This is a genomic window from Chryseomicrobium excrementi, assembly GCF_002798305.1.
Lineage (GTDB): Bacteria > Bacillota > Bacilli > Bacillales_A > Planococcaceae > Chryseomicrobium > Chryseomicrobium excrementi.
The window spans coordinates 695,294-717,908 of the sequence record NZ_PCGR01000001.1 but is presented as its reverse complement, the minus strand read 5'-3'; the positions used below and the strand labels follow the sequence as shown (position 1 = coordinate 717,908).

At 42.1% G+C, this 22,615-nt stretch carries 28 protein-coding genes; 20 read left to right on the top strand and 8 right to left on the bottom strand.

The window, feature by feature from the left end; genetic code table 11:
- The first annotated feature begins 17 nt into the window (after positions 1-17).
- The 5 genes from CQS04_RS03620 (at position 18) to CQS04_RS03600 (ending at position 4,363) form a co-directional block, all read left to right on the top strand.
- Positions 18-1,883 carry a cytochrome c oxidase subunit I gene (locus tag CQS04_RS03620; protein ID WP_100352814.1) on the top strand — a complete coding sequence of 622 codons (1,866 nt, stop codon included), beginning with the start codon at positions 18-20 and terminating at the stop codon, positions 1,881-1,883.
- Positions 1,883-2,509 (top strand): cytochrome c oxidase subunit 3, encoded by a 627-nt coding sequence (locus CQS04_RS03615; protein ID WP_100352813.1) that lies wholly within the window; start codon positions 1,883-1,885, stop codon positions 2,507-2,509. Before CQS04_RS03620 ends, CQS04_RS03615 begins: the two co-directional genes overlap by 1 nt.
- Before the next feature lies 1 nt (position 2,510).
- Positions 2,511-2,846 (top strand): cytochrome c oxidase subunit IVB, encoded by a 336-nt coding sequence (gene ctaF / locus CQS04_RS03610; RefSeq protein WP_094941554.1) that lies wholly within the window; start codon positions 2,511-2,513, stop codon positions 2,844-2,846.
- A gap of 128 nt (positions 2,847-2,974) precedes the next feature.
- Complete coding sequence (gene ctaG, locus CQS04_RS03605; protein WP_100352812.1) at positions 2,975-3,880, top strand: cytochrome c oxidase assembly factor CtaG; 906 nt, start codon at positions 2,975-2,977, stop codon at positions 3,878-3,880.
- Between the two features lie 21 nt (positions 3,881-3,901).
- A complete protein-coding gene (locus CQS04_RS03600; RefSeq protein ID WP_100352811.1) occupies positions 3,902-4,363 on the top strand; it encodes a DUF420 domain-containing protein in 462 nt (153 codons plus the stop codon).
- A 38-nt stretch (positions 4,364-4,401) separates the two neighbouring features.
- Here CQS04_RS03600 and ytvI read toward each other — a convergent pair whose 3' ends face one another.
- On the bottom strand, positions 4,402-5,463 hold the full coding sequence (gene ytvI / locus CQS04_RS03595) for a sporulation integral membrane protein YtvI (protein ID WP_245858739.1): 1,062 nt from the start codon (positions 5,461-5,463) through the stop codon (positions 4,402-4,404).
- A gap of 60 nt (positions 5,464-5,523) precedes the next feature.
- Positions 5,524-5,889 (bottom strand): YugN family protein, encoded by a 366-nt coding sequence (locus tag CQS04_RS03590; protein WP_094941557.1) that lies wholly within the window; start codon positions 5,887-5,889, stop codon positions 5,524-5,526.
- A gap of 133 nt (positions 5,890-6,022) precedes the next feature.
- Between CQS04_RS03590 and CQS04_RS03585 the strand changes: the two genes are divergently transcribed.
- Positions 6,023-7,096: a CAP domain-containing protein gene (locus CQS04_RS03585; RefSeq protein WP_100352810.1), complete on the top strand. Its 1,074-nt coding sequence runs from the start codon at positions 6,023-6,025 to the stop codon at positions 7,094-7,096.
- Here the strand turns inward: CQS04_RS03585 and CQS04_RS14045 are convergent.
- Positions 7,065-7,385, bottom strand: a complete 321-nt coding sequence (locus CQS04_RS14045) for an amino acid kinase family protein (RefSeq protein ID WP_425430234.1) — start codon at positions 7,383-7,385, stop codon at positions 7,065-7,067. The genes CQS04_RS03585 and CQS04_RS14045 overlap by 32 nt on opposite strands.
- A gap of 443 nt (positions 7,386-7,828) precedes the next feature.
- Positions 7,829-8,317, bottom strand: a complete 489-nt coding sequence (locus CQS04_RS03575; RefSeq protein WP_165767427.1) for a PaaI family thioesterase — start codon at positions 8,315-8,317, stop codon at positions 7,829-7,831.
- A 52-nt stretch (positions 8,318-8,369) separates the two neighbouring features.
- Between CQS04_RS03575 and CQS04_RS03570 the strand changes: the two genes are divergently transcribed.
- Positions 8,370-8,819, top strand: coding sequence for a YlbF/YmcA family competence regulator (locus tag CQS04_RS03570; protein ID WP_100352808.1), 450 nt, complete (start codon positions 8,370-8,372; stop codon positions 8,817-8,819).
- 24 nt (positions 8,820-8,843) lie between these two features.
- Here CQS04_RS03570 and CQS04_RS03565 read toward each other — a convergent pair whose 3' ends face one another.
- Positions 8,844-9,752, bottom strand: coding sequence for a glycerophosphodiester phosphodiesterase family protein (locus tag CQS04_RS03565; RefSeq protein WP_100352807.1), 909 nt, complete (start codon positions 9,750-9,752; stop codon positions 8,844-8,846).
- 104 nt (positions 9,753-9,856) lie between these two features.
- Between CQS04_RS03565 and CQS04_RS03560 the strand changes: the two genes are divergently transcribed.
- A complete protein-coding gene (locus CQS04_RS03560) occupies positions 9,857-10,129 on the top strand; it encodes a YlbG family protein (protein WP_100352806.1) in 273 nt (90 codons plus the stop codon).
- Here the strand turns inward: CQS04_RS03560 and CQS04_RS03555 are convergent.
- Entirely contained in the window at positions 10,124-10,510 is a 387-nt protein-coding gene (locus CQS04_RS03555; protein ID WP_100352805.1) for a DUF7147 family protein, read from the bottom strand. The two genes, CQS04_RS03560 and CQS04_RS03555, sit on opposite strands and share 6 nt — an antisense overlap.
- A 76-nt stretch (positions 10,511-10,586) precedes the next feature.
- Between CQS04_RS03555 and rsmD the strand changes: the two genes are divergently transcribed.
- Together rsmD and coaD are read left to right on the top strand one after the other, a co-directional pair.
- Positions 10,587-11,147, top strand: a complete 561-nt coding sequence (rsmD, locus tag CQS04_RS03550) for a 16S rRNA (guanine(966)-N(2))-methyltransferase RsmD (protein WP_100352804.1) — start codon at positions 10,587-10,589, stop codon at positions 11,145-11,147.
- 1 nt (position 11,148) lies between these two features.
- Positions 11,149-11,628, top strand: a complete 480-nt coding sequence (coaD, locus tag CQS04_RS03545) for a pantetheine-phosphate adenylyltransferase (protein WP_100352803.1) — start codon at positions 11,149-11,151, stop codon at positions 11,626-11,628.
- A 99-nt stretch (positions 11,629-11,727) separates the two neighbouring features.
- Here the strand turns inward: coaD and CQS04_RS13665 are convergent, their stop codons facing one another.
- Complete coding sequence (locus CQS04_RS13665) at positions 11,728-11,946, bottom strand: hypothetical protein (protein ID WP_133118804.1); 219 nt, start codon at positions 11,944-11,946, stop codon at positions 11,728-11,730.
- 427 nt (positions 11,947-12,373) lie between these two features.
- On the opposite strand from CQS04_RS13665, the gene CQS04_RS03540 reads away from it, so the two are divergent.
- Positions 12,374-13,414 (top strand): SepM family pheromone-processing serine protease, encoded by a 1,041-nt coding sequence (locus tag CQS04_RS03540; protein WP_245858737.1) that lies wholly within the window; start codon positions 12,374-12,376, stop codon positions 13,412-13,414.
- On the opposite strand, the gene CQS04_RS03535 is transcribed toward CQS04_RS03540, so the two are convergent.
- Positions 13,404-14,603 carry a nucleotidyltransferase gene (locus CQS04_RS03535; protein ID WP_100352801.1) on the bottom strand — a complete coding sequence of 400 codons (1,200 nt, stop codon included), beginning with the start codon at positions 14,601-14,603 and terminating at the stop codon, positions 13,404-13,406. The genes CQS04_RS03540 and CQS04_RS03535 overlap by 11 nt on opposite strands.
- A gap of 125 nt (positions 14,604-14,728) precedes the next feature.
- Here CQS04_RS03535 and CQS04_RS03530 point away from each other — a divergent pair, with 125 nt between their 5' ends.
- The 9 genes from CQS04_RS03530 to bshC all read left to right on the top strand — a co-directional run bounded on the left by CQS04_RS03530 (position 14,729) and on the right by bshC (position 22,539).
- A complete protein-coding gene (locus tag CQS04_RS03530; RefSeq protein WP_100352800.1) occupies positions 14,729-15,253 on the top strand; it encodes a YceD family protein in 525 nt (174 codons plus the stop codon).
- 21 nt (positions 15,254-15,274) lie between these two features.
- Entirely contained in the window at positions 15,275-15,448 is a 174-nt protein-coding gene (gene rpmF / locus CQS04_RS03525) for a 50S ribosomal protein L32 (protein WP_094941571.1), read from the top strand.
- 137 nt (positions 15,449-15,585) lie between these two features.
- Positions 15,586-16,344 carry an enoyl-CoA hydratase/isomerase family protein gene (locus CQS04_RS03520; RefSeq protein ID WP_100352799.1) on the top strand — a complete coding sequence of 253 codons (759 nt, stop codon included), beginning with the start codon at positions 15,586-15,588 and terminating at the stop codon, positions 16,342-16,344.
- A 96-nt stretch (positions 16,345-16,440) separates the two neighbouring features.
- Complete coding sequence (locus CQS04_RS03515; protein ID WP_100352798.1) at positions 16,441-17,793, top strand: acetyl-CoA carboxylase biotin carboxylase subunit; 1,353 nt, start codon at positions 16,441-16,443, stop codon at positions 17,791-17,793.
- Positions 17,794-17,795: 2 nt separating this feature from the next.
- A complete protein-coding gene (locus CQS04_RS03510) occupies positions 17,796-18,008 on the top strand; it encodes an acyl-CoA carboxylase biotin carboxyl carrier protein subunit (protein ID WP_100352797.1) in 213 nt (70 codons plus the stop codon).
- A gap of 22 nt (positions 18,009-18,030) precedes the next feature.
- Complete coding sequence (locus CQS04_RS03505) at positions 18,031-19,569, top strand: acyl-CoA carboxylase subunit beta (protein WP_100352796.1); 1,539 nt, start codon at positions 18,031-18,033, stop codon at positions 19,567-19,569.
- 59 nt (positions 19,570-19,628) lie between these two features.
- Complete coding sequence (locus CQS04_RS03500) at positions 19,629-20,492, top strand: ketopantoate reductase family protein (RefSeq protein WP_100352795.1); 864 nt, start codon at positions 19,629-19,631, stop codon at positions 20,490-20,492.
- Positions 20,467-20,856, top strand: coding sequence for a DUF3397 family protein (locus CQS04_RS14040; protein WP_100352794.1), 390 nt, complete (start codon positions 20,467-20,469; stop codon positions 20,854-20,856). The genes CQS04_RS03500 and CQS04_RS14040 overlap by 26 nt, the downstream gene beginning before the upstream one ends.
- Positions 20,857-20,919: 63 nt before the next feature.
- Positions 20,920-22,539 (top strand): bacillithiol biosynthesis cysteine-adding enzyme BshC, encoded by a 1,620-nt coding sequence (gene bshC / locus CQS04_RS03490; protein ID WP_100352793.1) that lies wholly within the window; start codon positions 20,920-20,922, stop codon positions 22,537-22,539.
- Positions 22,540-22,615 lie beyond the last annotated feature (76 nt).

Sequence of the window (22,615 nt, the reverse complement as noted above, 5' to 3'; positions counted from 1 at the left end):
CGAAGGAGGTAGAAACTGTGAGCGCAATCGCACAGAAAAAAGGCTTTGGCTCTGCTTTATGGGACTGGTTAACTACCGTAGACCATAAAAAGATTGCCATCCTTTATTTAGCATCTGGTGGGTTCTTCTTCGTTGTCGGTGGTATCGAGGCAATGTTGATCCGTATCCAGTTAGCTGTTCCGGACAACAGCTTCTTAAGTGCCGGACTTTATAATGAAATTCTTACCATGCATGGTACGACAATGATTTTCCTTGCAGCCATGCCGATATTATTTGGATATATGAACGCCGTTGTTCCTTTGCAAATTGGAGCGCGTGACGTAGCATTCCCATTCCTAAACTCACTTGGTTTCTGGTTGTTCTTCTTCGGTGGAATCTTCCTAAACTTATCTTGGTTCATGGGTGGGGCACCTGATGCAGGGTGGACATCTTATGCATCTCTATCCTTGTATTCTCCAGGTCATGGTATTGACTTCTATGCGCTTGGACTTCAGATTTCCGGGGCAGGTACATATATCGCCGGGATCAACTTCCTAGTAACAATCATTAACATGCGTGCACCTGGTATGACATATATGCGTATGCCACTATTTACATGGACTACGTTTGTCGCATCTGCACTAATTCTTTTCGCTTTCCCTCCATTAACAATCGGTCTATTCTTCTTGATCTTTGACCGCATGTTTGGAGCCAACTTCTTTGATCACACTATGGGTGGAAACACAATTATCTGGGAGCACTTATTCTGGATCTTTGGTCACCCGGAAGTATACATCTTGATTTTACCGGCTTTCGGTATTTTCTCTGAAATCTTTGCCATCTTTTCACGTAAGCGTCTATTCGGTTACTCAGCGATGGTATTCGCAACTGTTCTTATCGGTTTCTTAGGATTCATGGTATGGGCTCACCACATGTTCACAGTAGGTCTTGGGCCAACAGCAAACGCAATCTTCGCTGTAGCAACAATGGCTATTGCTGTTCCAACTGGTGTTAAAATCTTTAACTGGCTACTTACTATCTGGGGCGGTAGCATTAAAGTGACTACACCAATGCTATACGCGCTTGGATTCATTCCATCGTTCGTAGCAGGTGGGGTAACAGGTGTTATGCAGGCAGCTGCACCACTTGATTATCAACTGCACGATTCGTACTTTATCGTAGCTCACTTCCACTATGTAATCGTTGGTGGAGTAGTACTTGCGATTTTAGCTGGTCTTCACTTGTACTGGCCTTTAATGTTCAACACAATGTTAAGTGAAAAATTAGGAAAAATTACATTCTGGTTCTTCTTCCTAGGCTTCCACGCAACATTCTTTATTCAGCACTTCTTAGGTCTAATGGGGATGCCGCGTCGTGTTTACACATTTATTGAAGGGCAAGGATGGGATCTATTCAACTTTATCAGTTCAATGGGTGCAATCTTGATGGCAATCGGTGTCATCGTACTAGTAATCAACATTGTGATGACTACAGTGAAAAACGTTCCAGTTGGAAATGACCCTTGGAAAGATGGACGCACACTTGAGTGGGCGATTCCACAACCAGTGCCATTCTACAACTTTAAACGTACACCACTTGTTCGTGGTCTAGATACATTCTGGATTGAAAAACAAGAAGGCAACAAAGAAGGTATGAGTTATGCTGAGCCACTTAGCGATATTCACATGCCAAACAACTCGTTCATTCCTTTCGTAATGTCACTTGGATTATTCATTGCAGCATTTGGTGCATTATACAATGGGGAAAAGGCTTGGGCTGTGCCAGTCCTAGTCATCGGTCTTGGTATTACATTAGCTTCTATGGCTACTCGTTCATTGAAAGATGATCACGGGTATCACATTCATAAAGAAGATTTAATGGATCACAAAGGGGGTAACTACTAATGGCTGAAGAAGTGAAATATACCCCTCAAACGTGGCCGGAACATCCGGAAACGGCAAATCTTGAAGGTAAGAATAAATTCTTAGGCTTCTGGCTATTCCTTGGTGGAGAGACTGTACTGTTCGCAAGTTTGTTTGCAACATACTTGGCTCTTAAAAACAAAGGACCTGAAGGTATGGAATTTACTACACAGTCTTTGTTTGAACTACCATTAGTTTTTGTCATGACGATGTTACTATTAACTTCATCTTTGACATCTGTTTATGCAATGTACCATATGAAAAACTTTAATTTCCGCGGTGTTCAAACGTGGATGGCCATTACGGTCCTTCTTGGATTTGGATTCTTAGCTCTAGAAATTTATGAGTTCTATCACTATGTACACATCGGTTTCACTTATTCACAAAGTGCGTTCTCTTCTTCCTTCTTTACCTTAGTCGGAACGCACGGGTTGCACGTAGTCATCGGATTAGGATGGATTATCCTGTTGATGCTTCGTAATGCAAAACGTGGATTATCAATTTACACGGCTCAAAAATACTATACTGCTTCACTATACTGGCACTTCATCGATGTTGTGTGGGTATTCATCTTCACAGTAGTATACTTGATGGGAGTGATGAGTTAAGATGGGTCACGATACACATGTAGTGGTTGCAAAAAATAAGACGCAATATGAATATGCGCGTCGTAAACGTTCACAGACAATGCAAATGCAAGTTGTGACATTTGCAATCATGATTTTCTTAACATTTATCGCTTTTGCCGCGGTTGCAGCTGGAATGTCTGCCTATTACGTAGGTCCAGTCATCTTGTTGCTTGCTGCAATACAAGTTGTGTTGCAACTTTACTACTTCATGCACATGAGTGAAAAAGGCCACAATATGCCTGCGTTTTTCCTTTATAGCGGTGCGTTGTTCGGATTCACATTCGTTATTACTTTCTTAACGATTGTATGGTGGTAATCAAAAGGGGGTCCCTCTGGGGCCCTTTTTATTATGGAATAATATTGTTCACGCTCTGTTCATTGAATGTTCACTTGGGGCAAGGCTATAATACAAGTAGCGACATACTTAAGGAGAGGTGGTCCACCTTGTCATTATCGACTTTTGGCTTCGTAGCTAACTGGAGCCCTTATTTGATTTATATACTACTACTCGTTGTAATTGGTTATTTCTATTTGATAGGATCTGGTCGTTCTCTTTTTAAAGAGTCAGAGCCAGTCGGGACGAAAGAGAAGGCCTATTTTCTAAGCGGAATCATCTTACTCTATATCGTTAAAGGTTCACCAATTGATTTGCTAGGTCACATCATGTTCTCAGTCCATATGGCTCAGATGGCAATTTTACTATTGTTAATTCCTATTCTGCTAATGAAGGGAATTCCTTGGTGGGTTTGGGAAGGTATGTTTAGAAATCAAACCTTCGCGCGTCTATTTAATTTTGTCACGAAACCGCTACTTGCTTTGATTGTCTTTAGTGCATTCTTTTCCATTTACCATATCCCTATGGTATTAGATCAAATTAAGATGAGTGAGGCTTTGCATACTGCAGTCACATTTGCCTTATTTCTAACCGCCTTCTTCATGTGGTGGTCGGTCATTGATGTGACAAGAAATCAAAAGACATTACACGGATTAAAAAAGATTGGCTTTATTATCGGAAGTGCTGTTTTGATTACACCCGCTTGTGCTCTGATTATTTTTGCTAGTAACCCGATGTATGCTACTTATACGGATGCTGATGCTTGGCTAAAAGCTATGGAGCTCTGTGTACCATCCGAAACGTTGTCCGGCCTGTCTCTTTCAGGTCCCGAGTTATTCTCTGCTATGTCAGCTATTGAAGACCAACAACTTGGTGGTATCATCATGAAAATTATTCAAGAACTGATTTATGCAGTGCTGTTATCTAGTGTTTTCTTTGATTGGTATAAAAATGAACAAGAAAATGCAGATGAAATTACGGAACAAGCACTCCGTGACTTGCAAACAAAAGCTTAAGGAATTGAGGGAAGAGCAACTATGTCGTTACCACTACTACCAACGATCAGTACATTTTTTATCGTTTTAAGTGCAGTACTTGTAGCCATCGGATGGGCTTTTATTAAACAACGCAAAATCGAAGCTCATAAAAAGACTATGCTTGCAGCTGCTGTGTCTGCGCTAACGTTTTTCATAATCTATGTATCACGAACGCTATTTATTGGAAATACCGCGTTTGGTGGACCAGATGATATCAAAATCTATTACACGCTGTTCTTAATTTTCCACATTATTCTAGCTACTACAGGTGCAGTGTTCGGTTTGACGACACTTTACTTGGGACTTAAAAACAACATCGAGAAACACCGTAAATGGGGTCCTATCACATCGGTAGTGTGGTTCTTCGTAGCCATTACTGGTGTAGCTGTATACATGCTACTATATGTATTTTATGAAGGCGGAGAAACCACTTCTGTATTTAAAGCTATACTTGGTAATTAAAATAAACCTTTCTGAACATATCGTTCAGAAAGGTTTTTTTACAGTTTAAAATCAAGTTTGATAATGCCGGCTTCCTTAGCCGTAGTAAAAATGATGACTACTAATGGACCTACAATGAATCCAGCAAGTCCAAAAAGTTTCGCACCAATAAACATGGCAATTAAAACTGCTAATGGAGACAAGCCCATTTGAGCACCCATTACTTTTGGTTCCACAGAACGGCGGATAATCAATAAGATGACAGCCAGTATCGAAAGTTTAGTACCAAGCGCAAAGTTGCCCATAGCAAACGCTCCGATAGCCCAAGGTGCCAAGACAATAATAGATCCTAAAATTGGAATGACATCAATGATCCAAATCACAATCGACATGACGAGTGCATATTCCGGAATAATGATATAAAGGCCAATCAAACTAACAAATAATATAATGAAACTCACTAAAATCTGAGCTTTCATAAACCCAAAGATGACTCGTTTAATTCCTGAATACATAAAAAGGATTTTATCTGCTGTTTCGTTTGAGAAGTAGCGGAAAAACTTTCCTCGTAGCATAGGGAGATCAAGCATGAATAAGAACAATGCAATTAAGAAGACGATAAAGCTAACAAGTAAGCTAGGTAGCTCGGTTGCGAGAGCCGTAATGTTTTCATAATTGACGATGGCTAATAAAGACTCTTGAATGTCTGAGAGAGTGGAATCCACTTCTTTTTGAATGGAGTTGACGACTTCTAGTGGCAAACCTTGTGTCATATCGAACATTCTGCTTTGAATATTGATCCAGATGCCACCTAAGTCATTTAAATACGAAGGAAATGCTTTTGACCAATCAATAACTCGTGCAATCAAAGATGTAATCACAAAGTAGAACAATAGAATGAACAAACCAAATGTCACTGTATAGTTTATTATCACGGAAGTCTTTCTGGTAACTTTGAAGCGATTTTGAATAAATTCAACAAGTGGTTCTACAAATATGGCTACTAAAAGAGCCAAAATGATGGGAACCGAAACAGGCAGAATGACAAAAGCAAGTATGGCCAAAATGATGAAGATGACCGTATTGCGTATCAGAGGACGATCAAATCGTTTCACTTTCACTACAGGCGCTCCTTTATTTAGGTAATAAAAAAGAGTAGAGCTCAGTCTACTCTCTTTCAATTATGCGTGAATTTCAAATGCGTGTAGCTCTGCTTTAATCGCTGCAAGTGTCTGTTCACATGATTTAAGTAAGTGTTTTGGGAACACTTCATCTTCACCATACTCCACACCATGTGGATAATAGTGTTTACCTACAACAGGTTTCATTAACGTCATCATTGCATCATGTGCACCAACGTCGCCATCTGTTGTATACGTGAATACGCGAAGGTAATATGTGCCTTCACGAATTACAAATTTTTTGTCATACGTAGCACGCTCATAGTCCCATGCACCAGCACGTACCATTCCATGCTTGTTCATAATGTCATCCAGTAGATTTAAATCTACTACCATGCCTTCTAGACCAGTATTTTCAAAATACATGGAACACCCTCCTTAAGGTAAATACCCTATTTCTTCTACTTAATAGTAGCGGAAAAAAGCCCTGGATGCAATGACAACATTGTGTCAGAAAGGGGAGCCCTGCTATACTGAAACTAGAAAGAGGTGAGAGCAAATGAACAATCTAGCTAAACTATTTATTGCCACTGCCATTGTGATCTTTGCTTTCATCCTATTTGATCGGCCAGTACAAGAAAATGAGTTGCTAACAGAAGAAAGACAGACAGGACAAGTCCTGCCTCAAGAAAATCTGACAGAGACAACACCTGATTACAATGTTTTCTCTCGACCGAAAGAAGGAGTCTCTACATTTGTAGGAAAGACCATCGACGCGTGGAAAGCGGTTTACGGAGAGGCGCAACGAATCGAACCTTCTCTCTATAATTACGAGTGGCATATTTATAAGGACCGTCTAAACAGCTACCAAATGGTTGGAGTTGAGGATGGTATCATCAATCAAGTGTATTCAGCAGGTGAAAATGCCAAAGTCACACCATACAAAATTGGTCAAAGTTTAGATGATATTTACCGCTTCACCATTGTACTACCTGAGATTGGTATTGAGCTTGGAGACAGTTCGTACGTTTTCTCCCTAACTCCAGCGGATACTCAGCGGCGGATCCTAGTCCAATATGAAGGCATTTTTGCACAACTCTATATAGACACATTTGATAACGAATTAGAAGGGGTGCGCTTCATCACTCCAGAAGTTTTGTTGCAGCACCGAGCTTATGATACGTATTATGAGGGTGAGATGATTGAGACCATTTATCCGACCTCATCCATCCAAAATGCTGTAGACCGAGCTGCAGAACGAGAATTGATGGATCTTACCAATCTTTACCGATTGAGACATGGTGAAGAACCGCTACTACCTTATCCATCACTTGCAGAGATTGCACGTAACTATAGTGAAGAACTTGCTAAAAGTGAAACAGTCATGCAAGGAGAGTTTGAGCTCTCTAAATACGAAGACAAGTTAGAGGAGTACCAAATCCCATTTAAAAAAGCCGGCGGAAACAGCGCGGCTCTTTACCGTGATCCCATAGAAGCAATTAACGGTTGGATGAACTCGAAAGAACATAGAGAGACCATCTTAGAATCTTCTTACACTCATATAGGAATCGGTGTCTTCTCTGAGTTCTATACACAGAATTTTATAGAGCTTTCGGAACCGGAGACCGAATAAGCGTGCCACTTTCTGATGTCTGAAACGACATGATGGAGAGTGGTATATTTTTTTGTCTAGCAAATTCAGCTGCTTGCTGTTGTAATACTTCCAGTTCGCATTGTTGATTGTGATTTAAAGACTGAACGAGCGTTGCAAAGCCTAGTGGATAATAAGCTCCTGGAACATCTTTATAAAACAATGCTTCGCACTCAAAGTAGGCAGCATAGAGGAGTGCTGTGAAATCACTACCGCCATGTCCAAATGTTTTTAAGAGACCATCCTCTGAAAGAAAGTGAAACCCTGGAATGATGGTGACCGGAAACTCTTCTACTGTTTGCGAACAAATTTCTATTCTCTACCATTTCTTCAATCCTGTCGCACACGAAGCTTTGTTCAGTCGCTACTTTAGGGACACTAGGAATTCGGTTCCAAGGAGACCGAATGGTCATCTTAGGCTGTGGAGGAGACCGCAACAGACTCAAAAGATGTGAGATGGCGCAGATTGCTAGTCGTCTCGCCTCTTTAGTGGTTCTTACGCTCGACAACCCTCGAATGTAGATGCTTTGCAACCTATTTTAGATATGCAAAAATGCGCACCAGACGCACTCGTTATGCCGTATAGGCGAGTGGCAATCTGGTACGCATTAGAGGTGGCTTCACAAAATCAGACGATTTTTATAGTTGGAAAAGGCGATGAACGTTCTATCGAATTTCGGCGATTGCACATTCCGTATAGTGATCTAAAAGTGGTTATCGAGTGGGAAGATCAATCACAAAGAAAGATCCTGTAGCGTAAGCGATGCGGCGGTCTCTAGAATCATAAGCTGATGCTTCTAAAACCATTGTCTGGCTTCCTTTATGTAAATAAGAAGCTACACTATAAACGAATGGTTCAGTTGTTGCCTTCGTGTAGTGGATCGTCAAATTGGTAGTTACCGCACCTTTGCCGGTTGGACGTAAGTCTTTATTCACTAGGAATCCCATCGCATTGTCGATCAGTGTTGCAATAACGCCCCCGTGAGGCATACCGAACGAATTCGTAGTCATCGGGGTGACCGGCATTGTCACTTTGCATGTCTCTTCTGGGAATGAAATATCGAATTGAAACGCTGCATTCACATAGGTGCTATAAACGCCTTGTCGTTTTTTTTCTAGCCCTTGAACAAATTGGTCGAGTAGCTCTTTTTCGGTAGCAGAAGCGGTCTCGTAAAAGTGTTGAATAGAAGTTGTAGATTGCATCTCGGTTTGCCCCTTTATCAAAATTTGGTATGATGAAACGGGAGGGATCATCATGCAGATGTCATCAGATTGGATCGATATTTTTGAGAGTGTGGATGAGTTGAATGAACTCTTCATGCATTCAGCTATCGTATCTGCCTATCATAAAGCCCATCAAGACGTCTATTCGACTCCTGAAGTGGCCAAAGTTGTTCACGAATTTTCACGTCTGAAAGAGACGTATGAAGAAGTACAGCGCTTCGGGAAATACCACCCTGACTATAAAACGATCAATACACAGATCCGGATTAAAAAAAGAGAGATGGACTTGTTGCCTCAAGTAGCCGAATTAAAAGCTGCTGAGAACGATGTCCAGGATTTGTTGGATGAAATCAGTTTACTAGTCGCCCATGCTGTATCTCAAGATATTAAAGTACCTGTCAGCAATCCTTTTTTCCAGAGTGCGACAGGCTCATGCGGCACCGGCTGTGGAACAGGCGGAGGTTGTGCCTGTTCAGCCTAATGCAAAGTCCCTTCGGGGGCTTTTTTATTTTGTATTGTTTTCAAGCGTCTCAATAGCAAGGTCTGGGCGATCGGTAACAATTCCATCCGCTCCTTGTTTCACAAGCCGCAGCATTTCCTCTTCCTCATCAATCGTCCAGTAATGCACTTTGATGTTTAAAGAATGCAAGAATTCAATAAACCCTTTTAAATCTAAGCGAATCGATTTATGTTTCACCGGCAACTGGAAGACATCTGCTTTAGGATGATAGAGATGTTTGAACTGGCTTGTATAAGCAGTATAGGCCTTGCGAACTTCTTTCTCTCCAGCCCCTAGAGCGACACGATTTTGCGCATACAGATTAAAACGGTCAATCTGTTCATCATAAAAGCTCGTTACGACAACGCGGTCAAGAGCACCCGCTTCTTCAATGATTCGCCAAAGTTTAGATGGCATCAGAGAACCCTCATAAGAAGAAGGGGCATCTTTCATATCCATATTGATGTACATAAAAGGAAACCGCTCTAGCAATTCATCTAGTGTGAGGATGCGAGCTTTTTCCAGTTCTTGTTCTGTGAACTGCTCGCGTCCTTCAAAGTTTGCGCTAAAATCGATTGCTTGGATAGCCTCTAATGTCATATCGCTCACACGTCCTGAAGTAGCGCTTGTGCGGTCTACGGTATCATCATGGAACACGATGATCTGTTCATCTTTTGTCATGCGTAAATCGATTTCAAAGCCATGCACACCAAGCTCCGCTGCTTTTTCAAAGGCAAGTAAAGTGGATTCAGGTCCAATTAGTGAACCACCACGATGGGCTAAAATGATGGGTGATGCTGTATCTAAAACTTGTTTCTGCGGTCGTGGTTGTGGTTTGGACAGGGCCTTAGTTCCTGCCCAAGCAGTTCCTGCAGCTGCTGCAAGGAGCAGTGCAATCTTGCGTTTGCGTGTCATGCTGTTGCCTCCTAGTGATTCAGTTTTCAGAAATTCCCTGCTGTGGTAGACTTAACTTACTACGAAAGAGCAATTTGAGCAAATCTAGAAAGTGAGGAATGGCTATGATTCCTAGACAAGGATTGATTGTATTCGTCAATCATCTGAAGCATGCAAAGACATTACGAAAATATGGTCATGTCTATTATATATCGAGAAAATTAAAGTACGCAGTCATCTACGTCAATCAAGAAGAAGTAGAAGCCGTAACTGCTAAATTACTGAAGCTGCCATTTGTGAAAAAGCTTATGGAATCGGAGCGACCGTTTATCAAGACGGAGTATGAAAACTCCAAACCCGATAAAGCGAAAGAATACGACTACAAGATTGGCTTATGATAAAGGCGGCAGCAAATGGTTCAGGCGCATGATAGCGATGAGGGCTTGATAATAGTGATCGACTGACCCAAATTCGCTGGAATGTTTGACTTCGAGTGTAACAGGTGTCACGTCAAGATCAGCTAGCACGTTTTCAAATGCCAGTTGTCTTTCCATTTTTGGTTCTCTAAAATCTATTCCTTCTCGACAAATATAGATAGGAATAAAAGGCACGTCTCCTGCTGGCTTCAGTGCTAAAGCCAAGGAGACACTTTTTTTGTCATTTTTTGTTCCGTGCAAAATAAACGCGTGATGGATTCGGTGTTGATTGGTTTTTGCGAGTTCACATAACTCAAATACATCTCCATATCCTTCACCTAATTCTATAAATCGTTGAATCATGTTGTGACGTCCTTTCTTATTAAAGCTACTTATGTTAATTTACTAGATATTGAGGTACTTGGAAAGGGGAAGAGTTATGCGAATCGTAGCAGGGACACGAAAAAGCATCCCATTAAAAGCTGTACCCGGCGAGATGACACGCCCAACAACTGATAAAGTGAAAGAGTCTTTATTTAATATATTAGGACCTTATTTAGACGGAGAGACTGTGCTCGACTTATTTGCAGGTTCTGGAGGTTTAGGACTCGAAGCGTTAAGTCGAGGTGCGAATCATTGTGTATTCGTTGAAAAACAGGGAAAAGCTGTACAAGTGATCAAAGAAAATATTGAGAAAGCACGATTTTCAGATCAATCTACTGTAATGAAGTTAGACGCTAAGCAAGCGGTTGAGCGTCTCGTAACAGAGAAGAGCTCGTTTGATCTCGTCTTTTTAGATCCACCCTATAACAAAGTGGAGCTCTATAAATTAGCGGATACGCTTTTTGCAAACGGTTTGGTAAAGCCAGATGGAATCGTAGTTTGCGAGCACGCAAAACAAGTAGAAATTGAATCTTTGATACCGTCCGGTGTTTGTTACCGAAAAGAGACGTACGGCAGTTTATCCATCTCATTTTTTGAACTTAAAGGAGACAACTAGTATGAAAATCGCTGTAGTACCAGGATCATTTGATCCCATTACAAATGGTCATTTGGATATCATTACACGAGCATCCGTCATTTTTGACAAAATTAAAGTAGTCGTTTTAAATAATTCCTCTAAAAATCCCTTGTTTTCTGTAGAAGAGCGTATGGAATTGATCGCTGCTTCCACAGCTCATTTAGGGAATGTGGAAGCGGATACGTTTTCAGGTCTTCTTGTGGATTATGCAAAAGAACAGAACGCTCAGGCGATTATTCGGGGCTTACGTGCCGTATCTGACTTTGAGTATGAAATGCAAATTACGTCTATGAACCGCAAATTAAATGACCAAGTAGAAACGCTATTTATTATGACGAAAAATGAATACTCGTTCTTAAGTTCGAGCATTGTTAAAGAAGTGGCAAAATATGAAGCCAACCTGCATGAATTTGTGCCACCACCAGTAGAGAAAGCACTTCGCGAAAAATTTACTAAATAAGTAACTTCTATTCGAGCATAAGTAACAGCAAAGCTAATATAGCTACTGTCACGATACGAGACAACCAGTAGGGACCCAATGAAATTCCCGAACCTCGGATCAACAGATAATTTTGCAAATGAATACTAAACTAGAGAAGCCCAAAGCGATTCCGTAATAAACCAGTGGAGCATCTAGTGTCGCCAATTGACCCATCCCTGCTGATAGTTCAAGCATTCCATTAAGTAATCCTCCTAGATTGGGAGGGAGTGTAAGGGATTGAATCACGATTTCAGCAATTGCACTGCTGACAATGACGGATACCGCAATGATAGTCAACGTTTCAGTTATTGATCCAAAGACTGATGTGGCTTTAACGAGAGAGGTCTCGAGTTCAACTGTTGTCCATTCGAGAGTCTCCAGTAGAAAAAAACAATAAATTAATACAGTGAATTGCTCTATAGAGTAAAATGCCTATCAATTGATTGTGTAACAGCGACACACATAGAGCCAAAAGCTAAACAACTGTTTAGTTCGAGAAGTAAATGACCAAATAAACACCTTAGATAACGTAATGAATGGCAACAAATAAGGGACTAGAACCGTCAAAAATAACGTAAAACCTTGTGTAGCTCCTTGGTAAGACGCTTCAGGGTAGGTCAACCCTAAAGCCATCATAACCAAACAAGCTAATTGAATAAGGTAGTGTATAGTAGTCATCTCCTTATGGATTCGACAAGAGACAGGGGAAGGGAATGAGCATATGATGAAGAAATGGAGAGGACCGCTTCTGTTGCTGGCTGTCTTATTGTTCCTATTTTATCCGCTGGATTATTATATTTCTAAACCAGGTGGCGCATACGAATTATCTCCTATCGTCCAAGTGGAAAATCAAGACGCGGGAGATGAAGGGGAACTTCGGCTATTGACGATCGCCTTTTCGAAAGCTACTCCAGCAACGTATTTGTATCAGCGACTGAAAGACCCCGAACATTTGATGGAAGCCAATCAGATACGCCGTGAAGACGAGGACGATGAAGCTTATGAGGTTCGCCAGTTGAAGTTGATGTCCAACTCACAACTCAATGCGATTAAAGTGGCTTATGAAAAAACAGGGGAACCCTATGAATTGATCAACAATGGTCTGTTTATCTATTCCGTAGTCAAAGAAAGTCCTGCAGATGGGAAGTTACGACCAGGGGACCGTATTGTAGCGATTGATGGAAATGGAGATGTCAGCGAGACAGCACTTCAAGAGTTCATCCTGACAAAAGAAGTAGGAGATACCATCAATCTGACGGTTCAAAGAGATGGAGAGACTCGTGAAGAACAAATCACGTTAGGAAGTATTGAGGAAATCCCCGATCGCCCGGCAGTGGGTATCTCCTATCAGCAAGACCAAGAAATCACAACAGAACGTGAAGTATCTTTTGAGTCAGAGGAAATCGGGGGCCCATCAGCGGGGCTGATGTTCACATTGGAAATCATGAATCAGCTTTTAGAAGAGGACTTGACGAAGGGGTACAAAATTGCGGGCACGGGAGAAATTTTAGAAGATGGAAAGGTCGGCCGCATTGGTGGGATCGATTTAAAAGTAGTAGCAGCGGCAGACGAGGATGTAGACTTTATGTTTGCTCCCGACGATACCATTGATCCTGAAATCTTAAAGCAGAACCCAGATCTCGTGAGTAACTACCAGTTGGCTGTGGAGACAAAAGAGAAGCTAGATCTTGAGCTCGATATCATTCCGGTGAAAACCATTGATGATGCACTGAATTACTTAGAAAAACTGCCCCCTAAATCTTAAGAGGCAGTCTTTTATATTCTTGTCCAACAAGGTGGTGAATCTCGCCAACTTCAAATCCTAAATAATAAAGGTCTGAAACCTTTGTGTCTTGTGCAAGAAACTCAGAAGAACTGCTCGCCAGCCGAGATACAATCGGCAGCGGGCAGTCTTTTTTTATTTGACCCAGATACTGCTGCCCTTTATCGGTTCTCCCGAGCAGTCGAACAGCATCAGGTAAAGCCGTCGTGCGAGAAGATTCTTGAAAACCTGTATAAATATGTGTCATCATACGCTGTAGACGAGTCCACGTGTACCGTTTCGATTTCAACCGGTGCATAAACTCACTATAACTTGCAGAAACTAGAGCGTGTTTTCGAATGGCGTGTTCAATACCTTCCGTTACTTCTGCAATGTTCCTCAGCTGCTCGGAACTGTTGGACAAGATGGCGTAGCGAAGTCGCGGCCAGAATTGTTCCCAGCTACCGTATTGTTGATAGCGTTCATACCAGCCTGTGAGCGCTTGTAATGTTTCTTTAGGTACAAACTCTCCTGGAATCTCCATCGTCTCAAAAAGTGCGTGACGAATGCCTGTGGCACTTGCAATAGACTGGCCCTGTTGTATAAATTCATGATAGCCAGCACCGATCCGTTCTATCGTCAAAGGTTGAATCGAAAAGGACTGACTTAGGGCAGCTTCGACATAGTGATACCCTAATATATTGTTGGGTTGTGATAAATCCACGAATTCGGTTGCGTCGTGTGCAACTGCAAGAAAGGCATGCTGCAAAGCCATTGGATAGCTGTTGCCAGCTTGTAAAGACTGACGAATGGCATGTTCGTAGGTGTCACGATTTGAATGAATCAGATGATATGTATCAAGAAACGACTGGATCTTGCCGTGTTCACTACCAAATACAAAAGAGGTACATCCTAGCTGCTCAAGCAAATGGATGGATCCGGCAGCAAATTCAGTAGCAGATGCAGTTGCATAGCGGTAGGGAAGTTCAACGACCAGGTCTACACCGTTTGCTAGAGACATCCCAGCTCGTGTCCATTTATCAACGAGTGCAGGTTCTCCTCGCTGCAAAAAATTGCCTGACATGACGGCCACGACAACGTCTGCACCAGATGACTGGCGGGCCTGTTCTATATGATAAGCATGACCGTTATGAAACGGATTGTGCTCAACTACAACTCCTGTTGCTTTCATTTTTCATCGCCCCTTCGTATACTAGTAACAGTATACGTAGAAAGAAATCAGGTGACAAGAAATTATCTTGACATCTATTTCAGCACGTTATATAATCAACTTTGTTGTCTTGAGGTGATAAACGTATGAAATGGACAATTCATCAATTGGCGAAATACCGTCGCAGTCAGATGGAAATTGACGAAGAAGTTCAGCTTCCTGAACTGAAGACTCGAAATCCGGAGATTCGGCACGTATCACCCGTACATGTAAAGGCCCGTTGTACAGTGGGTGCAACGAGTTTAACTTGTCACTTCCAGTTAGAAGGGCATCTCATCTTACCAAGTTCGCGGACGTGGGCAGATGTGAAGTTTCCTTTCTCGATTGATTCAACAGAAATGTTTGATTGGTCGGAGCATGCAGAAGAAAGTGAAAACGTTCATCCTGTTAAAGGAGAGGTCATTCACGTAGATCCTGTATTAGAGGAACTGATTCTTTTAACGATTCCTCTTCAAGTCTTTGAAGACGATGCAGACGAGCAGAAGCCGGAAGGTGGAAGTTTTTGGAGTTTTGCAACGGAAGAAGAGCTAGAAGAAAAGGAAGCGGCAGAACAAAAAACGGATCCAAGACTTGCTGAATTAGCTAAGTATTTTGATCAAACAGACGATTAGATCTGTAAGGAGGTGCCATCAATGGCTGTACCATTTAGAAGAACTTCTAAAACTGCAAAAAGAAAGCGTCGTACGCATTTCAAATTATCTGTACCTGGTATGGTAGCATGCCCTAACTGTGGTGAAGCAAAATTGGCTCACCGCGTATGTAAGTCATGCGGACACTACAAAGGGAAAGAAGTTGTAAGCAAATAATTCAGTATTTGCGCAGCTATGTTTTAGAACATAAATACTGATAACTTGTTGAGTTATCCGTATAATAAAGACTACCAGAGAGACCATGGCTCTTTGGTAGTCTTTTTTTATATTCAATTTTTATTAGGGGGATGGACATGAGCTTTCGAATTGATCAGTTAGATGGAATCGTCCAGTTTCAAATTACCAGACCGCACATACATAACGCAGTAAACTTTGAAGTGATGGAGGGGCTCGAGCTCTTCTTAAAACGTTTAGACCAACCAGATGTCCATTTTGGTGTCATCACGGGGGAAGGAAACAAAACGTTTTGCAGTGGAGGAGATTTAAGTGTCTTTCACTCTGTTCGGACAGAACAAGAAGCATTTGCTATCCATGAACGAATGACACATATCCTCTATAAATTGGCCACGCAACCGGTACTCGTAATCGCTTTACTTAATGGGACAGCCATTGGAGGCGGTGCAGAGATTGCGAGTGCCTGTGATTACCGTTTGATGCGAAAAGATGCCAAGGCAGGGTTTATCCAAGGTCGACTTGCGATTACATCAGGTTGGGGTGGAACAACCCTGCTTCAAACAAAAGGCCTGGCATACGATAAATTATTGAAGTTCACAACAGAAGCAGAGCCTCTTGAAGCAACAAAGCTTAAAGAGCTTGGCTGGGTAACTGAAAGCTATGAAGGCGACAAATGGGCAGCGCTAGCAGCATTTATTCAAACAATGAAAACTCGTCATCCTACCGTTACAAGAGCTTATAAATCGATTTTGACGGCTCCTTTAAGAGAACAAGTGATTCTTGACCGCATGTTAGAAGAGGCTCGCTGGTGTTCCGTATTATGGGAACAACAACCTCACCACGATGCAGTGGCCCACTTTTTGAACCGAAAAAACTAAAAAGTCCGGACAATTTGATTTATTTTGTCAATTGATAGTTGAAATCGCTTTCATCTATCGTATAGACTTAAAAAGTGTGGGAAGGGGAGAGATGGATTGAAACGTATACTAATTGCAAATCGGGGAGAAATCGCAAGTCGGATCATTCGTACATGTGACGAGATGGGAATCGAAACCGTGGCAGTCTATTCTGAAGCGGATGCTGACATGCCTTTTGTCAAACAGGCAACGCATGCGCATCTGATTGGGCCAGCACCTGTGAATCAATCCTATCTTAATAAAGAAGCTATCATCCGCATCGCAAAAGAAGAACAAGTGGATGCCATCCACCCAGGATACGGCTTCTTATCTGAAAATGCGGAGTTTGTTCGAGAAATCGAAGCTGCAGGAATTCACTTTATTGGACCATCTGCAGATACGATTGACAAGATGGGGGACAAAATTGCTTCTCGTGATACGATGAAAGCGGCTGGTGTTCCAGTTGTTCCAGGGACTGAAGAAGGCCTAGCTACAGCGGAAGAAGCGGTAGAGTTTGCAAACTCAATTGGCTATCCGGTAATGTTGAAGGCATCTGGCGGCGGCGGTGGAATCGGTATGGTGAAATGTGATACTGAACAAACGCTCGCTCAGCAGTTCACTGGAATCAAAACTCGTGCTAAAAATTATTTTGGTAATGATGCTGTTTTCGTTGAAAAATTCGTGGAACCAGCTCGTCATATCGAAGTTCAGGTATTTGGAGACTACAAAGGGGACGTCTTCCATCTATTTGAACGCAACTGTTCGGTACAGCGCCGCAACCAAAAAGTGATTGAAGAAGCTCCATCGCCGGCTCTTAGCCAGGAGACGAAAGATAAATTGTATGATGCAGCTGTTCAAGCAGCAAAGGCAGTGAATTATAAAAATGCCGGTACTGTAGAATTTATTATGGATGCCGATGAAAATTTCTATTTCCTTGAGATGAACACGCGGTTGCAAGTAGAACATCCGATTTCAGAAGAGATTACAGGGACAGATCTTGTAAAATGGCAACTGCTAACGGCAATGAATCAACCGCTTCCTATTTCAGAACAAAGTGAGTTGACTATCAAAGGTCATGCAATTGAATTTCGTCTCTACGCAGAAGATTCGGAGCGCTTCATGCCTTCTCCTGGAAAGCTTGAAGTTTTACGTTTTCCAGAGGGTGAAGGAATCCGCATAGACACTGGGTATGCAGAGGGCAATTCTGTAACACCTTACTATGACCCAATGATTGCAAAAATCATTGTATCAGGTAGTGACCGGGAACAAGCTTTAGAGCGTGCACATGCACTACTAGAGAACTTGGATGTGCAAGGTGTCAAATCAAATGTGGCGTTTTTCCGTTCATTCATTCAATACGATGGTTTCAGAGAAGGTCGTTATGCAACTAACAGTATTGATTTATTCAGATTACAACTAAAGGAGCAGTGACAATGAAAACACTTATTTCAACAATGGCAGGTACCGTCTTCACTTTGAACAAAGCGGCTGGGGAAGAAGTAGTAACAGGTGATGTAGTTCTAGTTCTTGAATCCATGAAAATGGAGATTCCTGTAGAATCCGATCAATCGGGTAAAATTGCAGAAATTCACGTAGCTGAAGGGGACTTTGTAAACGAAGGAGACACGCTCGTTACATTCGAATAAGACAACTTAGGGGGAAATGGGCATGGTAACAAAATCATATAATGAACGCCTTGAAGAAAAAGTCTCGACGATTTTTGCAGGTGGAGCTTCTAAGTACCATGAGAAAATGAAAGAACAAGGCAAGCTCTTTGTGCGTGACCGCCTTGCACTATTATTTGATGGTGGGGAATACAAGGAAGATGCAAAGTTTGCCAATGTAGAAGCTGGAGACCTTCCAGCAGACGGCGTGGTCACGGCGATGGGGAAAGTCGGCGGCCAGATGGTGTGTGTCATGGCAAATGACTCTACTGTTAAAGCGGGTTCATGGGGATCACGTACAGTAGAGAAGATTATTCGTATCCAAGAAGTTGCAGAAAAGAATCGCTTGCCACTTCTTTATCTAGTGGATTCTGCGGGAGCTCGTATTACGGATCAACTGGATATGTTCCCGAATCGTCGTGGAGCAGGGAAGATTTTTCATAATCAAGTCCGCCTTTCTGGATTCATTCCGCAGATCTGTTTGTTGTTCGGTCCTTCTGCTGCAGGTGGAGCGTACATCCCAGCCTTCTGTGATATCGTGATCATGGTAGATGGCAACGCCTCTATGTATTTGGGTTCTCCTCGAATGGCTGAAAAAGTTATCGGTGAAAAAGTTACACTTGAGGAGATGGGCGGGGCACGTATGCACTGTTCAGTCAGTGGATGTGGAGACGTTCTTGCTGAGAGCGAAGAACAGGCGATTGAGCTTGCGAAATCGTACCTATCATTCTTCCCAGCAAACTTCTTAGAAAGACCGCCAGTTGTGGACGCAGTAGCACCAAAACAAGGGCGCTCGCTTGAAGAAATCATTCCAGAAAACCAAAATGCACCTTTTGATATGTATGAAGCCATCGATCAGTTGATTGATGAAGGCAGCTTCTTTGAAATCAAAAAGTTGTTTGCAGCTGAATTGATCACAGGTCTTGCACGAATCGACGGCAAACCGGTCGGAATCATTGCCAACCAACCAAAAGTAAAAGGTGGCGTGTTATTCATCGATTCTGCTGATAAGGGAGCAAAATTCATCTCCCTTTGTGACGCGTTCCACATTCCATTGTTGTTCCTAGCCGACGTACCAGGATTTATGATTGGAACAAAAGTAGAGCGAGGCGGAATTATTCGTCACGGAGCGAAGCTGATTGCTGCGATGAGCTCTGCTACTGTACCGAAAATTTCAGTTGTTGTTCGTAAAGCTTATGGAGCTGGCCTATACGCAATGGCAGGCCCTGCTTTCGAACCAGACGTTTGTATCGCACTACCGACTGCTCAGATTGCGGTAATGGGTCCCGAGGCAGCTGTGAACGCAGTGTATTCAAACAAGATTGAATCAATTGAAGATCCAAAAGAAAGACTTGCTTATGTGCAAGAAAAACATGCAGAATATAAAAAGGAAATCGATATTTATAAACTGGCATCTGAAATGATTGTAGATGAGATTATTGCTCCCTCTGCACTTCGTTCAGAGTTGGTTGAACGTCTGGAGCTGTATGCGACAAAGCATATTCCAGCACCACCTCGTAAACATCCTGTATTTCCTGTGTAACCATTTAGTCTACCCTCAACTGGGTAGACTTTTTTCTACCAATGTAAGGGGGGACGCACGTGAATATCGTCGTGATTGGAGGAGGGGCAGTAGGCCTCCTTGTGTCAAAGCTGCTTGAAGACCAAGGCCATCAAGTGACCGTCTTGATCCGCACTCCGAAACAGCCGCCAGTCCTCTATCAATCTCCTGTGGGAACAGTTGAACTGATGGGGGGATTTGTGTCACAAGATTGGTCGATTGTTGATTCGGCAGATATCGTGGTAGTGGCTACGAAAGCTTACCATCTTTCGGACGTATTGCCTCGTCTTGTAACTAGGAAGGGTCCTATCATCTTTTTGCAAAACGGTTTGATAAAGCATTCCGTGCAGCAAGTGTTGGATAGTGCCTATGTACTTTACGGGAGTGTCGATCACGGTGTAGGTATTGAAGAAGATATGCTGCTTCATACTGGTGACGGAACGATTCGAGTGGGTGGATCCTCTATTCACCAAGAGCAAGTAGAGAAATTGGCTCCTGTAATTTATTGGGAAGAAGACATTGAACTTATTTTACTGAGAAAAGCAGTATTGAATACGTTGATTAATCCTGTCACCGCACTCCTAGATGTTGCAAACGGGGAACTCAGAACCAACAAGTCCATTCAACAAGCGGTCATCGGTCATTATGATGAACTGATTCAAGCATTTAGTGAATTAGAAGCAGCGCTCACACTTGATGATGTGTTTGAATTGATAAAACGGACGGCGACCAATTCTTCTTCGATGAGACGCGATATTCAAGCGAAGCGTCAAACAGAGGCGGAATATATCCTGCGACCACTTCTACAGATGGCTGAAGGCAGAAAACGGTACTTACCTATTACGAACTATCTTTATAACCTGATCTTATCGAAGGGAAGTGAACCACATACAAAGCTTAGTTAGTGCTCTTATCATTTTTCCTATTCTCATCTTTATACTTGTATGGTGGGGCGCAAAAGGACTAGGTGTTCGAAAAGCAAAAAGGACCGGACTTGCAGCAGATGCAACAACCATTGTTTTGTTTTTCGCTGTAGCCAGCGTATACAACTTGCTCGGAATACCAAATACGATCACCAATTTGCTGCTCTTCTTACTGTTTATTGCTATCATTTTGATTGTCATTTTGTGGAGAAAAAAACAAGACGTCGGGCCACGCATTATTTTTAGGTTGTTGTGGAGAATCTATTTTATCGTGCTTTCCCTATTCTATTTTGTTGGGTGGATTATTGGGCTCACTCGGTCAATCATGAGTTATCTAGGCGGATAGTTTTAATTTGAGATAGTTGTTTGCTATACTCGTATACGTATTGATTTCAGAAGAGGTGTTCTCATGAAAGTATCCACACATCCACAACCAAAAGCATCAGCATTTTATTCTACATATATAGATCGATTTGAAGAGGTGGAAGACTATTTCTACTATTCCTGGAAGCCTGGCTCTTGGAAAACAAGAACCGAAGAGTTGGTGTATCCTACTAGCCGAAGAGTTCGCTTAGTAGAAACTATCAAATCCTCGATGGGTCAAGTGGAACTCAGTGAATTGCAGCAACAGCATTTAAGGGAGTTGGAGAAAGGTGCCGATGTCACCATCACTGGGCAACAGACAGGAATTTTGACTGGTCCTATCTATTCAATCCATAAAGCGATAACAGCTATCGTCCTGGCTAAACAAATTACTGAAGCTACAGGGAAGAAAGTAGTTCCCGTGTTTTGGATGGCTGGTGAAGACCACGATATTTTAGAAGTAAATCATTTTTATATTGAAAAAAACCGAGAAGTCTCGAAGCTTTCTCTAAGTGTGGAGCGTCTTTCGACTGAAATGGTAGCAGATCAAGAGATTCCAGTATCGGAGTTTCGTGGCCTGTTGCACCAAGCATTCCGTGATTTACCGGAAACTGAACATACGCAATCCTTATGGAAAATGATTGAATCCTCACTAGAACGACAAGGAACTTATAAAGGATTTTTCTTGGAGTTATTCCAACAGTTCTTCCATAAAGAAGGGTTGTTGTTCGTCAATTCTTCTGACACGGCTATGCGAGAATTAGCTAAAGAATTTACGAAACAATTGATTCGGAACAATGAAGCGTTACGACACAGCGTCTATGAGAAAGAGCAGCAACTTGCTGCTTCAGGATTTGGATTTCCGGTTCAGTGCCGCCTGGAAAATGCACATCTATTTTATGTGGAAGACAACCACCGCTATTTACTTGAAGCGACGGATGCAGGATTTGAAAACAAAGATCTTAAGAAATCATGGACGATGGAGGAATTGCTTGAAGAAGTGGAGCAAAATCCTGCCTGTATTAGTCACAATGTCGTGACCCGACCACTAGTTCAACAGTACCTCTTCCCAGTCCATACCTTTGTTGGGGGACCAGGAGAAATCGCTTATTGGGCGCTGTTAAAAGATGCATTTGCAGTTATGAATCTGAAAATGCCGATTGTTGCACCTAGGTTCAGTGTTACCATCTTGCCTCTTACCATTGAAGAAAAAATGAAGCAAACGGGCTTATCTCTAGAAGCCGTGTGGGGAGGAGAAACGGCTGGAAGACTTCAAGCGTATATTGACTCTCAAAAAAACACACAGCTTTCTAAAGAAATAGAAGAACTTTATACACTCTTAACCAACCACTATGCGAAGCTCAGTGACACTTTAAATCAAGAAGGGTTTAAGTTAGAGCCGTTATTAGAAAAGAATCAGCACTTGCATCGCCAGCAAGTTACGTTTTTAGATCATGCTATTGAAGATTTGTATTTCAGACGATTTGATGCGGCTGTTGCCTCCTATAAGGCGATTCAAAATGAATTGGTCCCACTGGATTCACTTCAAGAAAGAATCTATTCACCGCTTCACTATTTGAATAAATACGGTACCACAATTGTCGAACAGTTATTAGAAATTCCATATGAGTTGGACGGGAAACATGTCGTAGTTCATACCTCTTAAAAGTCGCCTCTGGCGGCTTTTTTTCTTTCTCAAAATAGAGTCGACTAGTACTTTTGAATTTTTTTGGGAACTTTCT